This window comes from Enterobacter sp. HNDS-6 (assembly GCF_039850505.1).
GTDB lineage: Bacteria > Pseudomonadota > Gammaproteobacteria > Enterobacterales > Enterobacteriaceae > Enterobacter > Enterobacter kobei.
In genome coordinates this window covers 3,035,088-3,054,256 of record NZ_CP156673.1, presented here as the reverse complement: position 1 = coordinate 3,054,256, position 19,169 = coordinate 3,035,088, and the positions used below count along the sequence as shown (strand labels likewise).

The 19,169-nt window shown below is 56.8% G+C and carries 19 protein-coding genes and 1 other RNA gene; 6 read left to right on the top strand and 14 right to left on the bottom strand.

Annotated elements, in window-relative coordinates:
• Positions 1-8: 8 nt before the first annotated feature.
• Positions 9-719 (top strand): GNAT family protein, encoded by a 711-nt coding sequence (locus ABFI50_RS14245; RefSeq protein ID WP_014882798.1) that lies wholly within the window; start codon positions 9-11, stop codon positions 717-719.
• Here the strand turns inward: ABFI50_RS14245 and ykgO are convergent.
• Together ykgO and ABFI50_RS14235 are read right to left on the bottom strand one after the other, a co-directional pair.
• Complete coding sequence (gene ykgO / locus ABFI50_RS14240) at positions 716-856, bottom strand: type B 50S ribosomal protein L36 (RefSeq protein WP_003859006.1); 141 nt, start codon at positions 854-856, stop codon at positions 716-718. The genes ABFI50_RS14245 and ykgO overlap by 4 nt on opposite strands.
• A gap of 2 nt (positions 857-858) precedes the next feature.
• The gene (locus ABFI50_RS14235) at positions 859-1,119 is read right to left on the bottom strand and encodes a type B 50S ribosomal protein L31 (protein WP_010428154.1); all 261 of its coding nucleotides are present in this window, start codon (positions 1,117-1,119) and stop codon (positions 859-861) included.
• A 221-nt stretch (positions 1,120-1,340) separates the two neighbouring features.
• Here ABFI50_RS14235 and ABFI50_RS14230 point away from each other — a divergent pair, with 221 nt between their 5' ends.
• Complete coding sequence (locus ABFI50_RS14230) at positions 1,341-2,906, top strand: EAL domain-containing protein (RefSeq protein ID WP_176260377.1); 1,566 nt, start codon at positions 1,341-1,343, stop codon at positions 2,904-2,906.
• Here the strand turns inward: ABFI50_RS14230 and ABFI50_RS14225 are convergent.
• Entirely contained in the window at positions 2,899-3,171 is a 273-nt protein-coding gene (locus ABFI50_RS14225) for a metal-sensing transcriptional repressor (RefSeq protein ID WP_032637313.1), read from the bottom strand. The genes ABFI50_RS14230 and ABFI50_RS14225 overlap by 8 nt on opposite strands.
• Positions 3,172-3,305: 134 nt before the next feature.
• Between ABFI50_RS14225 and ABFI50_RS14220 the strand changes: the two genes are divergently transcribed.
• Positions 3,306-4,115 carry a nickel/cobalt efflux protein RcnA gene (locus ABFI50_RS14220; protein ID WP_347484337.1) on the top strand — a complete coding sequence of 270 codons (810 nt, stop codon included), beginning with the start codon at positions 3,306-3,308 and terminating at the stop codon, positions 4,113-4,115.
• Positions 4,116-4,150: 35 nt separating this feature from the next.
• Here ABFI50_RS14220 and ABFI50_RS14215 read toward each other — a convergent pair whose 3' ends face one another.
• From ABFI50_RS14215 to ABFI50_RS14205, 3 genes are all read right to left on the bottom strand, one after another.
• A complete protein-coding gene (locus ABFI50_RS14215) occupies positions 4,151-7,243 on the bottom strand; it encodes a beta-galactosidase (protein ID WP_347484335.1) in 3,093 nt (1,030 codons plus the stop codon).
• A gap of 102 nt (positions 7,244-7,345) precedes the next feature.
• Entirely contained in the window at positions 7,346-8,416 is a 1,071-nt protein-coding gene (locus ABFI50_RS14210; RefSeq protein WP_014882794.1) for a LacI family DNA-binding transcriptional regulator, read from the bottom strand.
• Between the two features lie 76 nt (positions 8,417-8,492).
• The gene (locus ABFI50_RS14205; RefSeq protein WP_014882793.1) at positions 8,493-9,104 is read right to left on the bottom strand and encodes a membrane protein; all 612 of its coding nucleotides are present in this window, start codon (positions 9,102-9,104) and stop codon (positions 8,493-8,495) included.
• Between the two features lie 87 nt (positions 9,105-9,191).
• Here ABFI50_RS14205 and ABFI50_RS14200 point away from each other — a divergent pair, with 87 nt between their 5' ends.
• Complete coding sequence (locus ABFI50_RS14200; protein ID WP_014882792.1) at positions 9,192-10,613, top strand: PLP-dependent aminotransferase family protein; 1,422 nt, start codon at positions 9,192-9,194, stop codon at positions 10,611-10,613.
• An 81-nt stretch (positions 10,614-10,694) separates the two neighbouring features.
• Here ABFI50_RS14200 and ABFI50_RS14195 read toward each other — a convergent pair whose 3' ends face one another.
• The 3 genes from ABFI50_RS14195 to ffs all read right to left on the bottom strand — a co-directional run bounded on the left by ABFI50_RS14195 (position 10,695) and on the right by ffs (position 11,516).
• Positions 10,695-10,910 carry a hypothetical protein gene (locus ABFI50_RS14195; RefSeq protein WP_023310588.1) on the bottom strand — a complete coding sequence of 72 codons (216 nt, stop codon included), beginning with the start codon at positions 10,908-10,910 and terminating at the stop codon, positions 10,695-10,697.
• Positions 10,907-11,158, bottom strand: coding sequence for a hypothetical protein (locus tag ABFI50_RS14190; RefSeq protein ID WP_023310587.1), 252 nt, complete (start codon positions 11,156-11,158; stop codon positions 10,907-10,909). Before ABFI50_RS14190 ends, ABFI50_RS14195 begins: the two co-directional genes overlap by 4 nt.
• 261 nt (positions 11,159-11,419) lie before the next feature.
• Positions 11,420-11,516, bottom strand: an RNA gene (ffs, locus tag ABFI50_RS14185) — signal recognition particle sRNA small type.
• A 170-nt stretch (positions 11,517-11,686) separates the two neighbouring features.
• Here ffs and ABFI50_RS14180 point away from each other — a divergent pair.
• Positions 11,687-11,998 (top strand): MGMT family protein, encoded by a 312-nt coding sequence (locus ABFI50_RS14180; protein WP_014882790.1) that lies wholly within the window; start codon positions 11,687-11,689, stop codon positions 11,996-11,998.
• Between the two features lie 33 nt (positions 11,999-12,031).
• Here ABFI50_RS14180 and ABFI50_RS14175 read toward each other — a convergent pair whose 3' ends face one another.
• The gene (locus ABFI50_RS14175; protein WP_014882789.1) at positions 12,032-12,559 is read right to left on the bottom strand and encodes a YbaY family lipoprotein; all 528 of its coding nucleotides are present in this window, start codon (positions 12,557-12,559) and stop codon (positions 12,032-12,034) included.
• Positions 12,560-12,762: 203 nt separating this feature from the next.
• Between ABFI50_RS14175 and tesB the strand changes: the two genes are divergently transcribed.
• On the top strand, positions 12,763-13,623 hold the full coding sequence (tesB, locus tag ABFI50_RS14170) for an acyl-CoA thioesterase II (RefSeq protein ID WP_014882788.1): 861 nt from the start codon (positions 12,763-12,765) through the stop codon (positions 13,621-13,623).
• Between the two features lie 96 nt (positions 13,624-13,719).
• Here tesB and amtB read toward each other — a convergent pair whose 3' ends face one another.
• From amtB to ABFI50_RS14150, 4 genes are all read right to left on the bottom strand, one after another.
• Positions 13,720-15,006: an ammonium transporter AmtB gene (gene amtB / locus ABFI50_RS14165; protein WP_014882787.1), complete on the bottom strand. Its 1,287-nt coding sequence runs from the start codon at positions 15,004-15,006 to the stop codon at positions 13,720-13,722.
• 35 nt (positions 15,007-15,041) lie between these two features.
• Positions 15,042-15,380, bottom strand: coding sequence for a P-II family nitrogen regulator (gene glnK / locus ABFI50_RS14160; protein WP_008503304.1), 339 nt, complete (start codon positions 15,378-15,380; stop codon positions 15,042-15,044).
• A 220-nt stretch (positions 15,381-15,600) separates the two neighbouring features.
• Entirely contained in the window at positions 15,601-17,382 is a 1,782-nt protein-coding gene (locus ABFI50_RS14155; protein ID WP_014882786.1) for a SmdB family multidrug efflux ABC transporter permease/ATP-binding protein, read from the bottom strand.
• Complete coding sequence (locus ABFI50_RS14150; protein ID WP_045134720.1) at positions 17,375-19,147, bottom strand: SmdA family multidrug ABC transporter permease/ATP-binding protein; 1,773 nt, start codon at positions 19,145-19,147, stop codon at positions 17,375-17,377. Before ABFI50_RS14150 ends, ABFI50_RS14155 begins: the two co-directional genes overlap by 8 nt.
• Positions 19,148-19,169: the final 22 nt, after the last annotated feature.

Below are 19,169 nucleotides of genomic sequence, written 5' to 3'. Positions count from 1 at the left end.
AAATGAAGATGAAGACATTCAATGAGTTTGGACAACCCGTGGGCGACGCCCTTATCGACTGGCAGCCTCGACCCCATCCGTCCCGGGTGGTACTGCAGGGGCGTTTTTGTCGGCTTGAACCGCTGCGCGTGGCGCATGCCGAGGCGCTCTTCTCCGCCTATTCCCTGGCCGAAGACACCCGTAGCTGGACGTGGCTGCTGCGCGAACCTGATGCCACGGCCGCTGAATATGCCAAATGGGTGGCGAGCGTGAGTGACTTATCTGACCCGATGCACTTTGCCGTCATTGATAATCAGACCCAGTCTCCGGTGGGAACGCTGGCCCTGATGCGGATCGATCCGAAAAACGGCGTCGTGGAGGTGGGGCACGTTCATTTCTCGCCCCTGTTGAGCCGCACGCCGATGTCGACAGAAGCGCAATACCTGCTGATGCGGTACGTGTTTGATACCCTGGGCTATCGGCGATACGAATGGAAGTGCAACAGCCTGAACGCACCTTCACGCAAAGCCGCACTGCGCCTGGGTTTTCAGTTTGAAGGGCGGTTTCGCCAGGCGCTTGTCATAAAAGGCCGTAACCGGGATACCGACTGGTTTTCGATTCTCGACAAAGAGTGGCCGGCGCTGGCGAGCGCCTTTGAAGGCTGGCTTGCCACCGACAATTTTACCGCCGATGGCAAACAGAAAAGATCCCTGGAAAGCTGGCGAGAAATACGCGCCTAGCGTCTTTTCTTACGCCCCTGAACCGCCTTAAAGCGCGGATTGGATTTGCAAATCACGTATAAGCGTCCCTTGCGTTTGACTATCTGGCAATCCGGGTGACGCTGTTTCGCACTGCGCAATGAGTTAAGCACCTGCATCATTACCCCCGCTTCGCATTAAGAAAACCGCCAAAACGCTTACGGAAGCGCGCCGCGCTGCCATCCGTGGAGAACGTTTTTTGCTTACCGGTATAAAACGGGTGCGATTTCGAAGAAACCTCGATGGTGATGTATGGATACGTTTCACCGTCGAGTTCAATTTCGCGGTCAGTTTTAATGGTTGAGCCGACTTTAAAATATTCATTGGCACTGGTGTCGTGGAATACCACAGTGCGATACGCTGGATGGATATCAGGTTTCATCATCAATCTCTCATGTTTTGTTATAACATAACAAAATAATATCCAGCCCTTGTTGAAAAAACAACCCCCCTTTTGCCACTGATATTTTACAGGTTTACCTGAGATAAAATAAAAACCAGGCCGCCCACGTGCTATAACTGTATCATTTCGCGGTAAAATCTTTCTCTTCAGGCAGGGAACTCAGCGTCCGGATTTCGACATATGAGAAAGGAAACGACAGCATGAACACCCGACATCTGGTCAGTCTGGTGACTGGCATACTTATCTTTTCTGTGCTGGTTCCCATTTGCCTGAGCATCTGGCTGGCGCATCGCCAGGCGGAAGAGAAATTTGTCGATGCGCTGGATAACTATGCTTCTCGTGTGCTGATACGAACCGACAGGGTCCTGGCTCAGGCAAAAGATGCGCTTAATCATCTGCAAACGTATGACGGCGTGCCGTGCAGCCCTTCGCATTTGAAAGAGATGCGCCGGGCCGCGTTTTCCTGGCGATATGTCCAGGAAGCGATCTATACCGACAACCTGAAACCACGCTGCTCCTCGCTGGAGCAATCCAGCCATGCCTCCCCCTTCCCCCCACCAACGCGCATTACCCGGGATGGTTACAGCGCATGGCTGACGGCGCAAAACGATCTGGGATTTCACCGCTACATGGTTGTGCTGGGCAAAGGCCGCTACCTTGTCATGATCGATCCTGACTCGCTGGTGGATGTGATCCCCTTCGGGGAAATAGCCATCGACGCAGCCCTGGTCGGAACCGCAACACACCGCATTTTTGCCAGCACTAATCCACTCGCGCCGCATATCCGCGAGATGATTCAGGAACGAGAGGGAGACCGCGTCCAGTACAACGGTTCAATGTACGTGATGAAGCCTGTCCCTGAGTTGGGCTTTACCGTCGTGACCTGGGCTCCGCTCAAACCTTTGGCTGATACCTGGCACAGGCAACTCCTTTTCTGGTTACCGTTTGGCATGTTGATAAGCTTGCTCGCCGCACTGTTTGTCTTGCGGATACTGCGTCGCATCCAGTCGCCCCGCAATCGCCTGCTTGACGCCATTAACAGCCGGGATTTTGTGGTTCACTATCAGCCCATCGTGGCGCTCTGTAGCGGGAAAGTGGTAGGGGCAGAGGCGCTGGCGCGCTGGCCTCAGCCAGATGGCAGCAGCCTCTCGCCGGATATTTTTGTTCCCCTTGCTGAACAAACCGGGCTCATCTCGCAGCTCACGCAGTTAGTCATTGAAAAAGTGTTTGAAGATATGGGCCACTGGTTGCAACACCACCCCGAACAGCATATCTCCATTAATCTCGCCCCCGCCGATTTGACCTCCGGCAAACTGCCGCCATTGCTGAGTCAGTTAATGAATAAATGGCAAATTCACCCCCGACAAATCGCCCTTGAGCTCACCGAACGCGGTTTTGCCGATCCCAAAATCAGCATCCCGGCTATCGCCGCGCTACGTCATTCCGGTCATCCTGTCTATATTGATGACTTTGGCACGGGCTACTCCAGCCTGAGCTATCTGCAGGATCTCGACGTGGATACGCTCAAAATTGATAAATCGTTCGTGGATGCGCTGGAGTACAAAAACGTCACGCCGCACATTATTGAAATGGCGAAATCGCTGAAGCTGGCGATGGTGGCTGAAGGTGTCGAGACCGAAGGGCAGCTCGCGTGGCTGCACCGTCATGGGGTGCAGTATGGGCAGGGGTGGTTCTACAGTAAGGCGCTGCCAAAGACGGAATTTATTCTGTGGGCTGAAAATAACCTCGGCAGGCACGTTACTTGAGGTAGGATTTGATCACCTGCAACACCACGCCAAGATCGGCTTCACGCTGCGCCTCTTCAGGCTCTTTCACGACATGATCGGTGAGATGCCCTTCAATCACCTGCATCATCATGCCATTGACTGCCCCACGGATCGCCGCCAGCTGCTGTAGCACCTCAGCGCATTCGTGATCGCGGTTAAGCATTTTTTCGAGGGCAGTGCTCTGCCCCTGAATTTTCTTCAGGCGAGTCAATAACATCTTCTTGTCGCGAACGGTATGTGACATCTCTGTCTCCCTCAGTTTATGGCGTTTAAAGCATATCACGCTCTACTCCCCCTGAGTATTTTTCTACTGGGGGGTAGTATATTACTACTGGGGGGGAGTAGTATTTGCACACGCTTTCCACCCTGGAACATTCAATGACCGATTTTGCTTCACTTCTGCAGCAGGGTAATGCCTGGCTGTTTGTTCCCAGCGCTATCCTGCTCGGCGCGTTACATGGTCTGGAACCGGGCCATTCCAAAACCATGATGGCTGCCTTTATCGTGGCCATCCGCGGCACGCTGAAACAGGCTGTACTGCTGGGTCTGGCGGCAACGCTATCCCATACGGCGGTGGTCTGGATCATTGCCATGGCAGGGTTATGGTTTGGTCGGGGCTGGGATACTCATACGTCCGAACCCTGGTTCCAGCTGTTCTCCGGGGTGTTGATCGTTTTAATCGCCCTGTGGATGGCATGGCGAACCTGGAAAGAGAGCCAGCCGCACGATCATCATCACGATCATCACCACCACCATCATGACCATGACCATCATCATGATCACCACCACCCGCTTGTTGAAGAGGAGTGGCAAGACGCCCACCAGCGCGCCCATGCGCAGGATATTAACCGGCGTTTTAATGGACAACATGTGACCACGGGACAGATCGTGATGTTTGGCCTGACGGGCGGGCTTATTCCCTGCCCGGCCTCCATCACGGTTCTGCTGATCTGCCTTCAGTTAAAGCATTTTGCGCTCGGCGCGACGCTGGTACTCAGCTTCAGTATCGGTCTGGCGTTGACGCTGGTCGCGTCCGGGGCGATTGCCGCCCTTAGCCTCAAACACGCGACCAAACGCTGGCCTGGCTTTAGCGAACTGTCCCGCAAAGCGCCGTGGATAGCCGCTGCGCTGATTACCGTGGTAGGGATTTACATGAGCCTGCATGGCCTGAGCGGCATCCTGGGATAAGCCTGCGGCCACGTCAGGTGGCCGCATCTCAAGGGTCAACTGAGGTTCTGCTGCCAGCTGAAGCGATAACGAAGCTGGCGCGTCTGCAGGAGAAATTCCGGCGAGACGCTGGGGCTCCAGGAGTCATCGCCGCCCACGCCCATGTGAAACGCGTCGAGGTTGAGCCAACACCCCGGCTCTTCGCGCAACAGGTGATGATGGGTTGTCTCGCGCAACTGCTGCTGGCTGTAGCGGCTTATTGAGAAGTGGAACTGACCATTCAGCAGATGCGTTCCTGCCACAAGTTCGCGGGTATCGCAGCGCAAACCATTTTCCGTCGGGAAGATATACGGCGTGTGCATCGCCTCCAGGGGCAATGTCCAGCGCCCCTGCTGTGCCGCCAGCTTTCTGTCCGGGTAATTTTCGTGCGGCCCCAGCCCCAGCCAGTGAACGTTTTCCGGCGCTTCGGCGAGATGAACGCTCAGGCCAATCCGCGCGGGTTCCGGGATATCAGACGCCATATCGACCTGAATATCACCATGCAGAACGCCCTGCTTGTCCACCCGCCAGGTTTTACGGCTCAGGAACAGCGCTTTGCCGTGGTACTTCCAGACATGCAGTGTATTGACCACCACCTCGCGAGCATGCTGCTCTGCATCACAGGACAGTACGCGGGAGGTGAGATCGTACATACCCGCTGCTTTCCAGCGTTCAACCCACGCGTTCGGATCGATTTTCGTCGCTTCGCTCACGCCAATGTCATTATCCAACGGCGCGCGGCTGAAGCTATCCGTCACGGGTGAAATCAACAGTGCCACGCCATCTCGCCACCATTGGGTCAGGTTTCCGGAAGTGCAATCGAACTGCCAGCGCTGCTGCTGATGAGTTATCTCCAGCATGAGGTCATGTTGCGTCAACACGGGAGGTTCGCCCGCAGACACTGTCGGCACAATAAAGAGAGGAACCGGGAGCGGCCACTGCTCCCACGCGCAGCGATGGCCAGCCGGTGACCACGGCGTTGCCCGCGGCTGGCGAACCTCAACATTCAGCCAGATCTCTCCCGGCCCGGCCTTCAGCGCAGGCAGATCGAGCTCCAGACGCTGGGTGCCCTCGGGAGCCATCGCGAGCGTGACCTCGCCCGCGGCCAGCACCTCTCCATCACGTGCAATCGTCCAACACAGCACCTCGTTATCGGTGTGGCGGAACAGGTAGCCGCTTTGCACCTCAATCACCAGCGGAGCAGTGCTCACCAGCGTAAAGGTAAAAAACTGCTGGGCGCGCTGCGCTTCGTACAGCGCCGGATGCGGGGTTCGGTCGGGGAATACCAGACCATTGAGGCAAAACTGCCGATCGTTCGGCTTATCGCCAAAGTCTCCGCCATACGCCCAGAACGCGTTACCCTTTTCGTCTTGCTTCGTCAGGGCCTGATCGACCCAGTCCCAGACAAACCCGCCCTGCAGGCGAGGATGATTGCGAAACGCCTGCCAGTATTTCGCAAACCCACCAAAGCTGTTGCCCATCGCGTGGGCGTATTCGCAGAGGATCAGCGGACGCGTTTCATCCGGCATGCCGATCCATTTCTTGATTGACCATTTAGGGACTGCCGGGAAAGGCTGATCCTGATCGACCCGGGCGTACATCGGGCAGACAATATCGGTCGCTGCCGTATTCGCCCCGCCGCCTTCATACTGCACCGGGCGAGTCGGGTCGGTGGTTTTCAGCCAGCGGTACAGCGCATCGTGGTTCGCACCGTGGCCGGATTCATTGCCCAGCGACCAGATAATAATCGAAGGATGATTTCGGTCGCGCTGCACCATGCGGGTCACGCGCTCGCTCATGGCAGGTAGCCAGCGCGGATCGTCAGCGAGGCGGCTCATCGGCACCATACCGTGCGTTTCGATATTCGCTTCGTCAACGACGTACAGCCCATAACGATCGCAAAGCCGGTACCACAGCGGATGATTAGGATAGTGCGAGCAGCGCACGGCGTTGAAGTTGTGCTGCTTCATGATTTCGATATCGCGACGCATAGTTGCTTCATCCATCACCTGGCCGTTTTCAGGGTGGTGCTCATGTCGGTTAACGCCGCGGATCAGCAGCGGTTTACCGTTGAGCTTGAGCAGGCCATTGCTGACGTCAACGCGGCGGAAGCCAACGTCGCATGCCTCGACCTCGACCACCTCACCCTGCGGGTTGAGAAGCGCAATCGTCAGGCGATACAGTTCCGGCGTTTCAGCACTCCACAGCGCAGGGTGCTCGACGGGGATCGCCACCGTTAACCGCTCAGCCCAGCCGCCACGCTCGTCCACAATGGCAGAGCCTGGCCGCTGGGTCGCGCTGGCACAGCGTTCACCGTTGCGCCACAGCGTTATCGTGACATCGCACTCCGCGTAGCGAGCGCCTGTCAGCGCGACCGCCACTTTCAGCACCGCGCGGTCCAGCTCAGCGTTCAGGTCCGTCAACACATGGTAATCGGCGATCTGCGTTTCGGGTTTATGCAGCAAAGTGACGTCGCGGAAAATGCCGCTCATCCGCCACATGTCCTGGTCTTCAAGATAACTGCCGTCGCACCAGCGCAGTACCATGACCGCCAGGCGGTTCTCCCCGGCGCGCAGCGCCGCCGAGAGATCGAATTCGGCGGGCAAGCGGCTGTCCTGGGAATAGCCTATCCACTGTCCGTTGCACCAAAGATGAAACGCCGAGTTCACGCCGTCAAAGATAATGCGGGTTTGCCCGCCGTGGAGCCAGGCGTCATCCACCTCAAATGTGAGCGAGTAACATCCGGTTGGGTTCTCTTGTGGAACAAAAGGCGGCGTGACGGGAATGGGATAGGTGACGTTGGTGTAGATGGGCGTGTCAAATCCCTGCATCTGCCAGTTAGACGGCACGGGCATCGCAACGGCGTCCGCGCAATCTTCCGTTACCCATGCCTCCGGGACTTGCTCGGGTGCAGGAAAATAATTAAACCGCCACGCCCCGTTAAGAGAACGTCTGCTGACTGACTCCTCGTCGTTCAGGGCCGAGGATTCATGGCGCCAGCTGTGTAACGGCGCATGAGCCGACAGCCGGTTCCACTGGGTAACGCCGTGGTTTTCCCAGTCCCGTCGGGCCAGAATGGCACCGAGCGTCGGTGATAAAGTGTTGGGCATACTAACCTCTTTGCGAAGCGCTCACAATTTTGGTTAACATGCCCTGGCACTGAGCGAGGGTAAAGCATTCCATCGCGGAGCAGCGAGTCAGATCACAAAGTTTTATTTACGCGCAAGCTGCTCTGCCAGGAGAGCCAGGCGTCTGAGCTGCTCCGCCAGATCCTCTTGTTCGGCCTGCTGCGGATGGCGGCGCGCGGTGGAGTGACGGATCACCAGCGTAACCGGCAGCTGAACCTGCCAGCACGCATCGCCCTGGAGGGGGTCCAGCAGCCACGTCACGCTGCGTTCGCCCGCCTGGCGAAACGCCTGGCGAACGGTCGTCAGCGGCGGCGAAAACCAGGCACTGTCGGCCGTATCGTCAAACCCGACTACCGATAGCTGGCCAGGGATCGCTACCCCTTTTTCCGCGCAGGCGCGCATCACCCCAAGCGCCATTTGATCGTTCGCCACCAGAATCGCCTCCGGTAATACCGTACCCGACAGCAGCATATGCCCTTTCTCATAACCGCTGGCCGCGCTCCAGTCACCGTATTCCACGGCAACCGCGTCAAGGCCGGCCTGTGCCAGCGTCGCTTGCCATCCGGCCAGACGCGCACGCGCAGAGACCGAGCTTTCCGGTCCGCTCAACAAAGCAATATGCTGATGCCCCAGCGAAAGCAGATGCTCAACGCCCAGACGCGCCCCTTCCTCTGCGTTAAACACGAGGCTGTTTACCTGCGCTGAGGGCGATACATCCAGAAACAGCACCGGAACGGGCGATGCCAGCGCCCTGAGCTGTTCAGCGTGAGGATCGTCAAGCGGCACATTGACCAGCAGTGCTTCCACCCGCTGCGCCAGCAACGCCTGAAGCGCGGCCTGACACTGGTGCGGTTGCTCTACCATGGAAATGAGGACACTCGCCCCCTGTTCCGCTGCCCGGGATTTTACCGCCGAGACGATTTGTGAAGGCGCGTGCAGCGCCAGATCGGTCGTAATAAGACCCAGCGTACGGGTGCGTTTACCCGCCAGCTGTTGTGCCCGCAGGTTAGGCACATAGTGCAGTTCCGCCATTGCCTGCTGCACCTTTTCCCGCGTGCGGGCAGAGACATGCTCCGCGTCGTTAATCACGCGGGAAACGGTCTGATAAGAAACCCCCGCAAGGGAGGCGACATCATAGAGAGTGATTGCTTTCATGCTTTCTGGCATCGCGATAGTCGAAGCGACTATTCTGCCACAGCGATGCCGTTAAAACATGTGAGCGCTTCGCAAATTAAACAACCCGTTCCGGCTGAGGAACGTTCTCATTGCGCGACTTCTGGCGGAACCAGGGCATACAGAGCTGAATAAGCGGACCAATGGTCAGGGCATACAGTACGGTTCCTACGCCAAACGTACCGCCAAGCACGCACCCAATCAGCAGGACGGACACTTCGATTGTGGTTCGCACGCTGCGAATGGACCAGCCCAGCCGGGCGTGAATGCCTGTCATCAGACCATCGCGCGGGCCGGGCCCGAAACCGGCACCAATGTACATACTGGTGGCAATCGCGTTCATCACAATGCCCGATACCAGGAAAGCGATTCGCACAGGTAACGAACTCAGCTCGGGGATGAGCGCCATGCTGGCGTCTGCCGCCAGACCGATACAAATCACGTTACTGATCGTGCCGAGTCCGGGCATCTGGCGCAGGGGGATCCACAGCAGCAGCACCGCAGCGCCGGTCAAAATGATCACCGTCCCGATACTCATCCCCAGCTGTAGCCCGACGCCGAGGTGAAATACATCCCACGGATCAACCCCCAGATCCGAGCGAATAAACATCGTGGTAGAGAGGCCATACAGACCCAAACCGACATAAAGTTGTAGCAGACGACGTACCATTTTTTATCTTCTCCCGATAACCAGGCTTTCATCCTGACCTAAAATGGCACTATGATTAATGTCCAGTTTTCAAATAGTGGACTGCATATGTCATCACGCCGCTTTGGAAGTCAGTCTCTGGTACGCCTTTTAGGCCACTGGCAGCAAGCTTCATCCCGCACCCCGCTCTGGCGCCAGCTGGCTGACGCGTTGCGTCTGTTAATCCTTGATGGCCGACTGGCATTAAATACGCGACTGCCGGGTGAGCGTGAGCTGGCTACGGCGCTGGACGTGAGCCGGACCACCGTCAGCAGCGCCCTCGCCCATCTGCGCGAGGAGGGATATCTTGAAAGCCGCCACGGCAGCGGGTCGCGCGTGATCCTCCCGGATACGCGCGCCGTTCCTACCCTTTCAGCGGCGAGTGCCGCACTGGATCTCTCCACTGCCGCCCTCAATGCCGGGCCAGAGATCCACCAGGCTTATACCCACGCGCTGACGGCTATTACCCAGCACCTCTCGCTGACGGGCTACGACCAGCTTGGGCTGCCTGCGCTTCGGGAAGCTATAGCGGCACGCTATACCGAACGGGGTCTTCCCACCCGCGCAGACGAAGTCATGGTGGTCAACGGTGCCGTCAGCGGTTTTGCGCTGATATTGCGGATGTTAACCGGGCCGGGAGATCGCGTCGTGGTCGATCACCCTACCTATCCGCTGGCGATTGCCGCCATTCAGGGGGCACAGTGCCGGCCCGTTGGGGTGTCGCTGCCGGATACAGGCTGGGACACGGATGGTTTTGCCGCCACGCTTGCCCAGACCGCACCGCGCCTGGCTTACCTGATGCCTGATTTTCACAACCCAACCGGGCGTTGTATGGATATCGCAACCCGTCAGGCGATCGCCGATATTGCCGCACAAACCCGCACGACGCTGGTTGTAGATGAAACGATGGTCGATCTCTGGTTTGACTCGCCCCCACCGCCACCGCTGGCATCATTTAACCGGGAGGCAACCGTCATGACATTAGGCTCCGCCGGAAAAAGCTTCTGGGGCGGGCTGCGTCTCGGCTGGATCCGCGCCTCTTCACGTACCATCGCCACCCTCGCCCAGACGCGGGATACGCTTGATCTGGGCTCGCCGCTGCTGGAGCAACTGGCGACGCTGTGGCTTATCAACAATAGCGAACGTTTTCTGCCCGCTCGCCGCAAGATGCTTGCGGAACGGCGCGATCGATGCAGTGAACTGCTGCGTGAACATTTTCCCGAGTGGCGATTCCATGAGGCGGAAGGCGGACTGTCTTACTGGATCGAACTTCCCGGCATGCTGGCGACACAGCTTGCCGCGCGGGCAGAAATCATCGGGATTAACCTGGGAACGGGCACACGGTTTGGCTTATCGGGGGCGTTTGACCGCTTTTTGCGCATGCCCTTCTCGCTGGAGCCAGCGGAAATGGAAGCGGCGTTACTGCGGATTAAACCCTTATGGCGTGCATTACATTCAAATGAGCCGGCCATCAAACGCAGTCTGGTTTAAGAATAAAAAGTTTGAAGGGGATCATAAAATAAAAACTGCTGACTGTAATATATGCAGTCAGCAGTTTTCACTGGACAACAATTAATGTTGCGGAGGAATAGGGAAACCTTTCAGCGAAATAACGAAGTTATCACCGTCTTTCTTTATTTTTGCACCGGTATCACACCAGTCAGACGCAATACGAAAGAACTCATCGCTTCCAACATTCCAGCCAAGACGTACATGCTTCACATAGCCTGAGCGCAAGAGATCGCAGGCCTCGTTGTAGTCACTGGCAGTTGACAGTTGTTGTTTCATTTTCTCTTCTTCAGAAGTTTACGTAGTGCTTTGATTTCTTTAGGAGTAAAAGGAGAAACACTCTCTTCTTCCGTATGCTGATTATCAATATCTTCTTCCGATACTCCCGCCTCTTCTACTGCTTCAAACGCCAGCAGCAGCAGTTTCTCTGTGGTCACGCTTAAATTCTCGTTATTCACTTCCGCATAGTGGCGAAGCCTTTCTTTTAGCGCGTCGTCAATTTTAACATTTAAAACCGCAGTAGCCATGTTTGTCACTTCCCTTCGGAATAAGTACTTTATGTAATACACGAAGTTAACACTGTTATCCAGATTTATATTTTTTTGAATTTTGGTGTTAAATAGACGTCCAATTATAAAATGCCAGTCTATTATTACAGGTTTATGACAATAATATTTCAGCACGATGAAATATATATTACAGCGTCTAGGCGTTAAAGTATTGTGGAATAATGACTACCGAGAGAGGTAACGCAGGAAGGTTTGTACGAGGCCGTAAATGGGTGGGGGCCCTGCCAGCTACATCCCGGCACCCACGTCGTCTGCCCTGGCTGCTTCCTTCCGGACCTGACCTGGTGAACAGAGTAGCGTTGCGGGAGAACCAACAGAGCCCCCATTGAGAGCGTTGATAACCAACGCGCTGGCGCATTATCCCTGTGCGAAGACCCAATTGCAAGCGACCCGGAACCGGATGCTGGTTTATTGCGCAAACAGGCGCAGCAATCAGGGCAATCTTCATTTACCATGGCTGTCCAGATGATCCCCACAGGTGCAGGTATGGACGAACACGACTCCTTTCCCCAACGCGTATGGCAAATTGTGGCCTCAATCCCGGAAGGCTACGTCACAACCTATGGTGATGTCGCACAGCTGGCCGGTTCACCGCGCGCGGCGCGACAGGTAGGCGGCGTTCTTAAACGGCTGCCGGAAGGAAGCACGCTGCCCTGGCATCGCGTGGTGAATCGTCATGGTGCCATCTCGCTGACCGGACCGGATCTCCAGCGCCAGCGCCAGGCATTACTGTCAGAGGGTGTGCAGGTATCGGGATCGGGACAGATTGATTTGCAAAAGTACCGGTGGGTGTACTAACCCCTCCCCCGAAGGAGAGGGTAATAGTAACAATTACATCTGGGTCGGTGGGGTTGGCAGGGACGGCTGATTGGTCTGTGGAGCAACCGGCACTTCGGTTTGCTGTACGGGAACCAGATTCAGGTCGACTTTAGTCCCACCGTGGTTAATGGCTTCCTGAACCGTATCGGTAATAAAGACCAGCTTATCGTTGATCGTTACCGCGGCACTCAGCAGGATACGGGCATTCGGCTGTACGTCTGACGGGTTATATGGCAGCACGAAGCTAAATGGCGCCTGCTTACCTTCAGTACGAACCGCACGCTGAGCCAGGACTTTCGACGGCGCGTCGGCCAGAGAAGCATCAGACAGCGTTACCGTTAATACCGCATCCGGCGGCAAAGCGACTCTCTGTTTGATCCAGATGGTACCGGAAACATTAGGCTGCTGAATGGATTGCTGTGAAAGGGTATTAATCCCGTTCGGATCGGCTGCAGGTACCGGCACCTGGGCGCTCTTACCGGCACAGGCGGACAACGCCACCGCAATCGCTACACCACTTAGCATAGGCACGAGTTTCATTGAAGTCTCCTTATCATCAATGCACCAGCGGGATCGATCCCATCCGATGTCGTTTCAATCACATAACGTATTCAAGTGTGGCACAGATCACCGATTAATGCCTGAAAACGTGCCGATATTAAGATTATTCTACCCATCGGACCACTTACATTTCTGCGTTATACTCTGCCTATCTTTCGCTACGGCGTTTATTGAGGACAACTATGAGTCAGGCACTGAACAATCTGCTGACATTACTGAATCTGGAAAAAATTGAGGAAGGACTCTTTCGCGGACAGAGTGAAGATTTAGGCTTGCGCCAGGTCTTCGGTGGGCAAGTCGTTGGACAAGCGCTGTACGCGGCAAAGGAGACCGTCCCGGCAGACCGTCTGGTGCATTCGTTCCACAGCTATTTCTTACGCCCTGGCGATAGCGCAAAACCGATTGTGTATGATGTTGAAGTTCTGCGTGACGGTAATAGTTTCAGTGCCCGCCGCGTGGCGGCCATTCAGAACGGTAAGCCCATCTTCTATATGACCGCCTCGTTCCAGGCACCGGAACCGGGATACGAGCATCAGAAAACGATGCCGCCGGCACCGTCGCCAGACACGCTCAAATCAGAGACCGATATCGCCCGTGCGCTGGCGCATTTGCTTCCGCCACAGGTCAAAGAGAAATTTCTGTGCGATAAACCGCTGGAGATCCGCCCCGTCGAGTTCCATAACCCGATGAAGGGTCACACCGCCGAGCCGAAACGTCAGGTCTGGATCCGCGCCAACGGTACCGTGCCGGAAGATTTCCGCGTGCATCAGTATCTGCTCGGGTATGCGTCAGATTTTAACTTTCTGCCGGTGGCGCTGCAGCCGCACGGCGTCGGGTTCCTCGAAAAAGGGATGCAGGTCGCGACCATCGACCACTCCATGTGGTTCCACCGTCCCTTCAACATGAATGAGTGGCTGCTTTACAGCGTGGAGAGTACGTCGGCATCGAGCGCTCGCGGGTTTGTGCGTGGAGAGTTTTATACGCAGGACGGCGTGCTGGTCGCTTCAACGGTGCAGGAAGGAGTAATGCGTAATCGCGGTTGACATAAAAAAGCCGGGTGGCGGCTTCGCCTTACCCGGCCTACAAAAGCACAATCCGTAGGCCCGGTAAGCGCAGCGCCACCGGGCAATGGACTCTACTCAAGCATTATACGCATTCTCACCGTGGCTGTTCACATCCAGACCTTCGCGCTCCTGCTCTTCCGGTACGCGCAGACCCACAGTCATGTCCGCCAGCTTGTAGCCAATAAAAGCGACAACGGCAGACCACACCACGGTGATAGCAATACTTTCCAGCTGCACCAGTACTTGATGAACCATAGTGACACCTTCTGCATAGCCCACGCCACCCAGCGATTTCGCGGCGAAGATACCGGTCATGATACAGCCGACGATGCCGCACACACCGTGCACACCAAATACATCGCAAGGGTCATCAACGCGCAGCACGCGTTTCAGTGCCGTAACGCCCCACAGACCTGCAAGACCTGCAACCAAACCTACCAGCAGCGCACCACCGACACCCACATAACCACAGGCAGGCGTGATACCGACCAGGCCCGCGATTGCGCCAGAACAGGCACCCAGCAGGGAAGGTTTACCGCGCACCGCCCACTCACCGAAGACCCAGGAGAGGATCGCACCGGCTGTGGCCACGACGGTGTTCACGAAGGCCAGCGCGGCGATTTCGTTTGCTGCGCTTGCAGACCCGGCGTTGAAGCCAAACCAGCCAAAGTAGAGGATCGCGGTACCGGTAAAGACCATCGGCAGGTTGTGCGGTTTGAACGCTTCTTTACCGAAGCCCACGCGTTTGCCAATCAGGTATGCGCCAACCAGACCCGCTACCGCGGCGTTGATATGTACGACGGTACCGCCCGCGAAGTCCAGCGCGCCGTGCGTTGCCAGCAGACCGCCGCCCCAGACCATGTGCGCAATCGGCACATAGGAGAGCGTCAGCCAGACCACCACAAAGATCAGAACGGCAGAGAAACGAATACGCTCGGCCAGCGCGCCTACAATCAGCCCGACGGTGATGCAGGCGAACGAGCCCTGGAACGCAACGTGAATATACTGGTAGAAACTGCCCATCAGCGCGGTCAGCTCAATATTTTTCAGCATCACCCAGTCAAAGTTACCGAAGAAGGCGTTGCCGGTGCCAAAGGCCAGCGAGTAACCGTAAACCACCCACAGCACGCAGACCAGTGCGAAGGTCACGGCTACCTGGGTCAGCATGGAGAGAACGTTTTTGCCACGGATCAGACCGCCGTAGAACAGGGCAATCCCCGGAATTGACATGAACAGCACCAGCGCGGTGCTGATCATCATAAAGGCGTTATCGGCTTTATCTGCCACCGCAGGGGCAGCCAGCGCGAGGCCCGGCAGCAGTGCCAGCGAACCCAGACCCGTTTTAAGTGTTGCTATCTTCATTTTCTCGATCCCTATCACTGTGTGCCAGGAGTTACTTACAGTGCCGCTTCGTCAGATTCGCCGGTACGAATGCGAATGACGCGCTGCAGTTCGGCAACGAAAATTTTGCCGTCGCCAATTTTGCCTGTGTAGGCCGCTTTGCTAATGACATCAATGACTTCATCAAGCTGATCGTCAGCAATCGCGACATCAATTTTTACTTTTGGCAGAAAGTTAACGCTGTATTCCGCCCCGCGGTAAAGCTCGGCATGACCCTTCTGACGACCAAAGCCTTTCACTTCGGTGACAGTCAGTCCCTGAATACCCATGGAAGACAACGCTTCACGCACGTCTTCGAGTTTGAATGGTTTGATTACAACCGTAACCAGCTTCATAGATCCCCTCCAGTCAGAATTCGGTAATGGCCGCAGCTTACGCAGAAGGTATTGCAAGGGGTGTGCCAGAAATGAAAACCAGAAGGAACTGCGGTGCAAAGAGCGCTACACGGCCTTGATAAACGAACCGGTGAAAAAAAACGCACCATGCCGGTGCAGGGTGCGTTTCCGTTTTGCACCAACAGGAATGACTGTTAGCGCGTCGCCTCATTTTGGTGCATCAGGCGCTCAGCGATTCTTCCTCACGCACGCTGGCCGCCAGCTCTTCGCCTGCCAGCTGAAGCTGATACATCTGCCAGTAACGTCCCTTGGCTTCCAGCAGTTCACGGTGCGTACCCCGTTCAACGGCCTGGCCGCGATGTAGCACCAGAATGGTATCGGCATCAACGATGGTGGAAAGACGGTGGGCAATCACCACCAGCGTCGTATGGTCACGCACGGCGGACAACGCCTGCTGGATGGCCTGCTCGGTACCGGAGTCAATACTGGCTGTCGCTTCATCCAGAATCAGAACCTGCGGCGTTTCAATCAGCACCCGCGCCAGGGCGAGGAGCTGTTTTTGCCCGACGGAGAGATTGTTCCCCTGCTCGCCCAGCTTCGTATTGATCCCCTCACTAAACCCGCGCGCCAGATCCGCCAGCTGCACTTTTTCCAGTACCTCCCAGACCTGCTCCTGCGTGTAGTCCCGCCCCAGGGTCACGTTCGCATAGAAGGTATCGGCCAGGACGACCGGATCCTGCTGCACCATCGCGACGCCTTTACGCAACACGTTGTGGCTAAGAGACGCGAGCGGACGTCCGTCGATCCGGATTTCACCGTGCGTAACCGGGTAGTAACCCATTAACAGGCTGGCGAGGGTGCTCTTACCGCTTCCCGTATGGCCCACCAGCGCCACGAAACCACGCGACGGAACATCAAGTGAGATATCCTGCAACACCAGCCGGTCTTCGCGATAGGCAAACGAGACATTATCAAAATCAATGGCACCGCTTTGCAAAGGCCGTTCATCGTTGCCGTAGGCCTGTCGCGGCCGGTCCATCAGCTCGAACACACGCTCACCGGCGACCACCGCCTGTTGCAGCATAGATTGCTGGGTGGTGAGTTCGATCAGCGGTTCGTTAAGGCGCCCCAGATAGCTAATAAAGGCGTACAGCACCCCCACTTCAATCGTACCGTTAGCGCTCAGCCCAAACAGCATCAGGAGACCGCAAAGCACCAGCGCAGAGAAAAGGCTCAGCAGCGGACGCAGCAGAAAACCGTCAAGCCGCAGCGTCTGCATGCGTGCCATATAGTGCGAGCGGCTGGCTTCGCCCATCCGTTCACCAAAGCGCGCCTGCTGGCGGAACTGCTGGATAACGCTCATGCCGTTGATAACTTCGTTGAAGCCATCGTTGATGTCGGCCAGATAGGCTCGTACACGACGCACGATTGGCGTGCTGTAGCGCTGGTAGATGACCATGACGATCAGCACCGCCGGGAAGATCGTGATCGCCACCAGCGCCATGCGCCAGTCGAGACTGAACATTGCCACCAGCATCGCACCAATCAGCGCCGCGCTGCGGAGCACCGTCGCCACCACGGTGACGTACAGATCGCGGATCACCTCGGTATCGTTGGTTACCCGGGAGATAACCTGCCCGACCGGCTGAATATCAAACTCGCTGAGCGGCTGGCGAAGCGCGGCGTCCATTACATCCGTACGCAGCTGCTGAACGACACCAACGGCTGCGCGGTTAAACAGCAGCGACTGCGCATAGTGCAGCCCTGCAGCCGTCAGCTGTAACCCAACGTAAGCGACGCCTAAACCCGCCACCAGCCCCAGGGGCAGGTAGCTTTTGGCGACCATATTGTCGATAAAGTAACTGATGAGCAGCGGCCCGCTCACTTCTGCAATCGCCGCTATCCAGAGTAAAAGCACGGCCACGGACAGCGGTTTACGCCACGGCGAGCCGTAGGCCAGCAGACGTTTGAGCGTCGGCCACATCGTTCCGAGCTTACGCATTAGCGGCCTCCTCATTCTGTTCGGGGGCATCGTCCAGCGCCGCTTCAAGCTGTTGATAGCGATACATATCGCGATACCAGCCCGGTTGCTCAACAAGATTTTCATGCTGCCCGCGCTGGGCAATGTGCCCGTGCTGCAATACCAGAATTTCGCTGGCTTCGGTCAGCGCCGACAAACGGTGAGCGCTGATAATCACCGTGCGACCGTCCCCCCACTGACGCAGGTTATGCAGGATCTGGTGCTCGGTACGGCCATCCACAGCGGAGAGCGCATCATCCAGGATCAGGATTTCGGCATTCAGCAGCAGCGCACGGGCAATCGAAATACGCTGTTTCTGCCCGCCGGACAGCATGACGCCACGCTCCCCGACTTCCGTTTCGTACCCCTGCGGCAGACGCAAAATATCATCATGTACGCTGGCTAAACGCGCCACATGCTCGATCTCCTCCTGCGTCGCCGCAGGGCATCCGAGGGCGATGTTATTCGCCACGGTGTCCGAAAATAAAAACGGCGTCTGGCTGACCACCGCCAGGCGGCCACGCCACTCATCCAGCAGCAGGTTCTTCAGGGGAATATCATGGAAACGAATATCCCCTTCTGTGACGTCAAAGTGGCGCTGGAGCAGAGAGAGGACGGTACTTTTTCCGGCCCCCGTCGGACCACAAATACCCAACATCTGGCCGGGCTGAAGCGTAAAGCTGACGTTCTCCAGTACCGGATGCGCCGTCTGCGGATAGACAAATTGACGGACGTCGACCTTCATTACGCCACGCCCTTCCGGGACCGCTTCGCTGCCGTCAGTCACCACCGGCGCTTCGGCCAGCATGGCGCGAATGCGGCTGTAGGCGGCGCTGCCCCGCTCCACAATGTTGAACATCCAGGCTAAAGCCAGCATCGGCCAGATCATCAGCCCGAGATACATCGCAAAACTGGTCAATTGTCCCAGGGTTAACGTCCCCTGTACCACCATCCAGCTACCGCCTCCGATAGCCAGCAGGTTGGCCATGCCAATCGCAACATAGATTGTCGGGTCAAAACGGGCGTCAATGCGCGCGACGCGCATGTTCTTCGCCCCCGTGTCTGCCGCATCGGCGGCAAACAGCGCGGACTGCCGGTCCTCCAGACCAAAGGCTTTGATCATGCGAATGCTGGTCATGCTCTCCTGGGTGCGATCGTTCAGAGACGAAAATGCCGCCTGCGCCAGTTTGAAGCGCTCGTGCAGCTGTTCGCCGTAGCGATTGATCGCCAATGCCATCAGCGGCATCGGCAGCAGCGCCAGAAGGGTCAACTGCCAGCTGATCTGCGTGGACATGACAATCAATACCGCACAGCCCATCACCAGCGAGTCCACCAGCGTTAATACCCCTTCTCCGGCGGCGAAGACCACGCGATCGACATCGTTCGTGGCACGGGCGATGAGGTCCCCGGTGCGATGGCGCAGATAAAATTCGGGATGCTGTCGGCTCAGCTGGCGGTAAAAATCTTCACGCAGCTCAACGGCCAACTGATAGGACGCACCAAACAGCAGCACGCGCCAGACGTAGCGCAGGAGATAAACAATGACGGCCGTCAGCACCAGCGTGCCGACCCACATCAACACCCGTGCGGTGGTGTAATGCTGTTCGGTGACGCCATCCACGACGTACCCCACCACTTTCGGCGGGATCAGCTGCAGAATGGCAATGATAATAAGCAGGGCCACTGCACCGAGGTAGCGTTGCCACTCCCGACGAAAGTACCAGCTTAATTGGGCAAATAATCGCACGCGGTTTGTTCCTGAAGGTTTT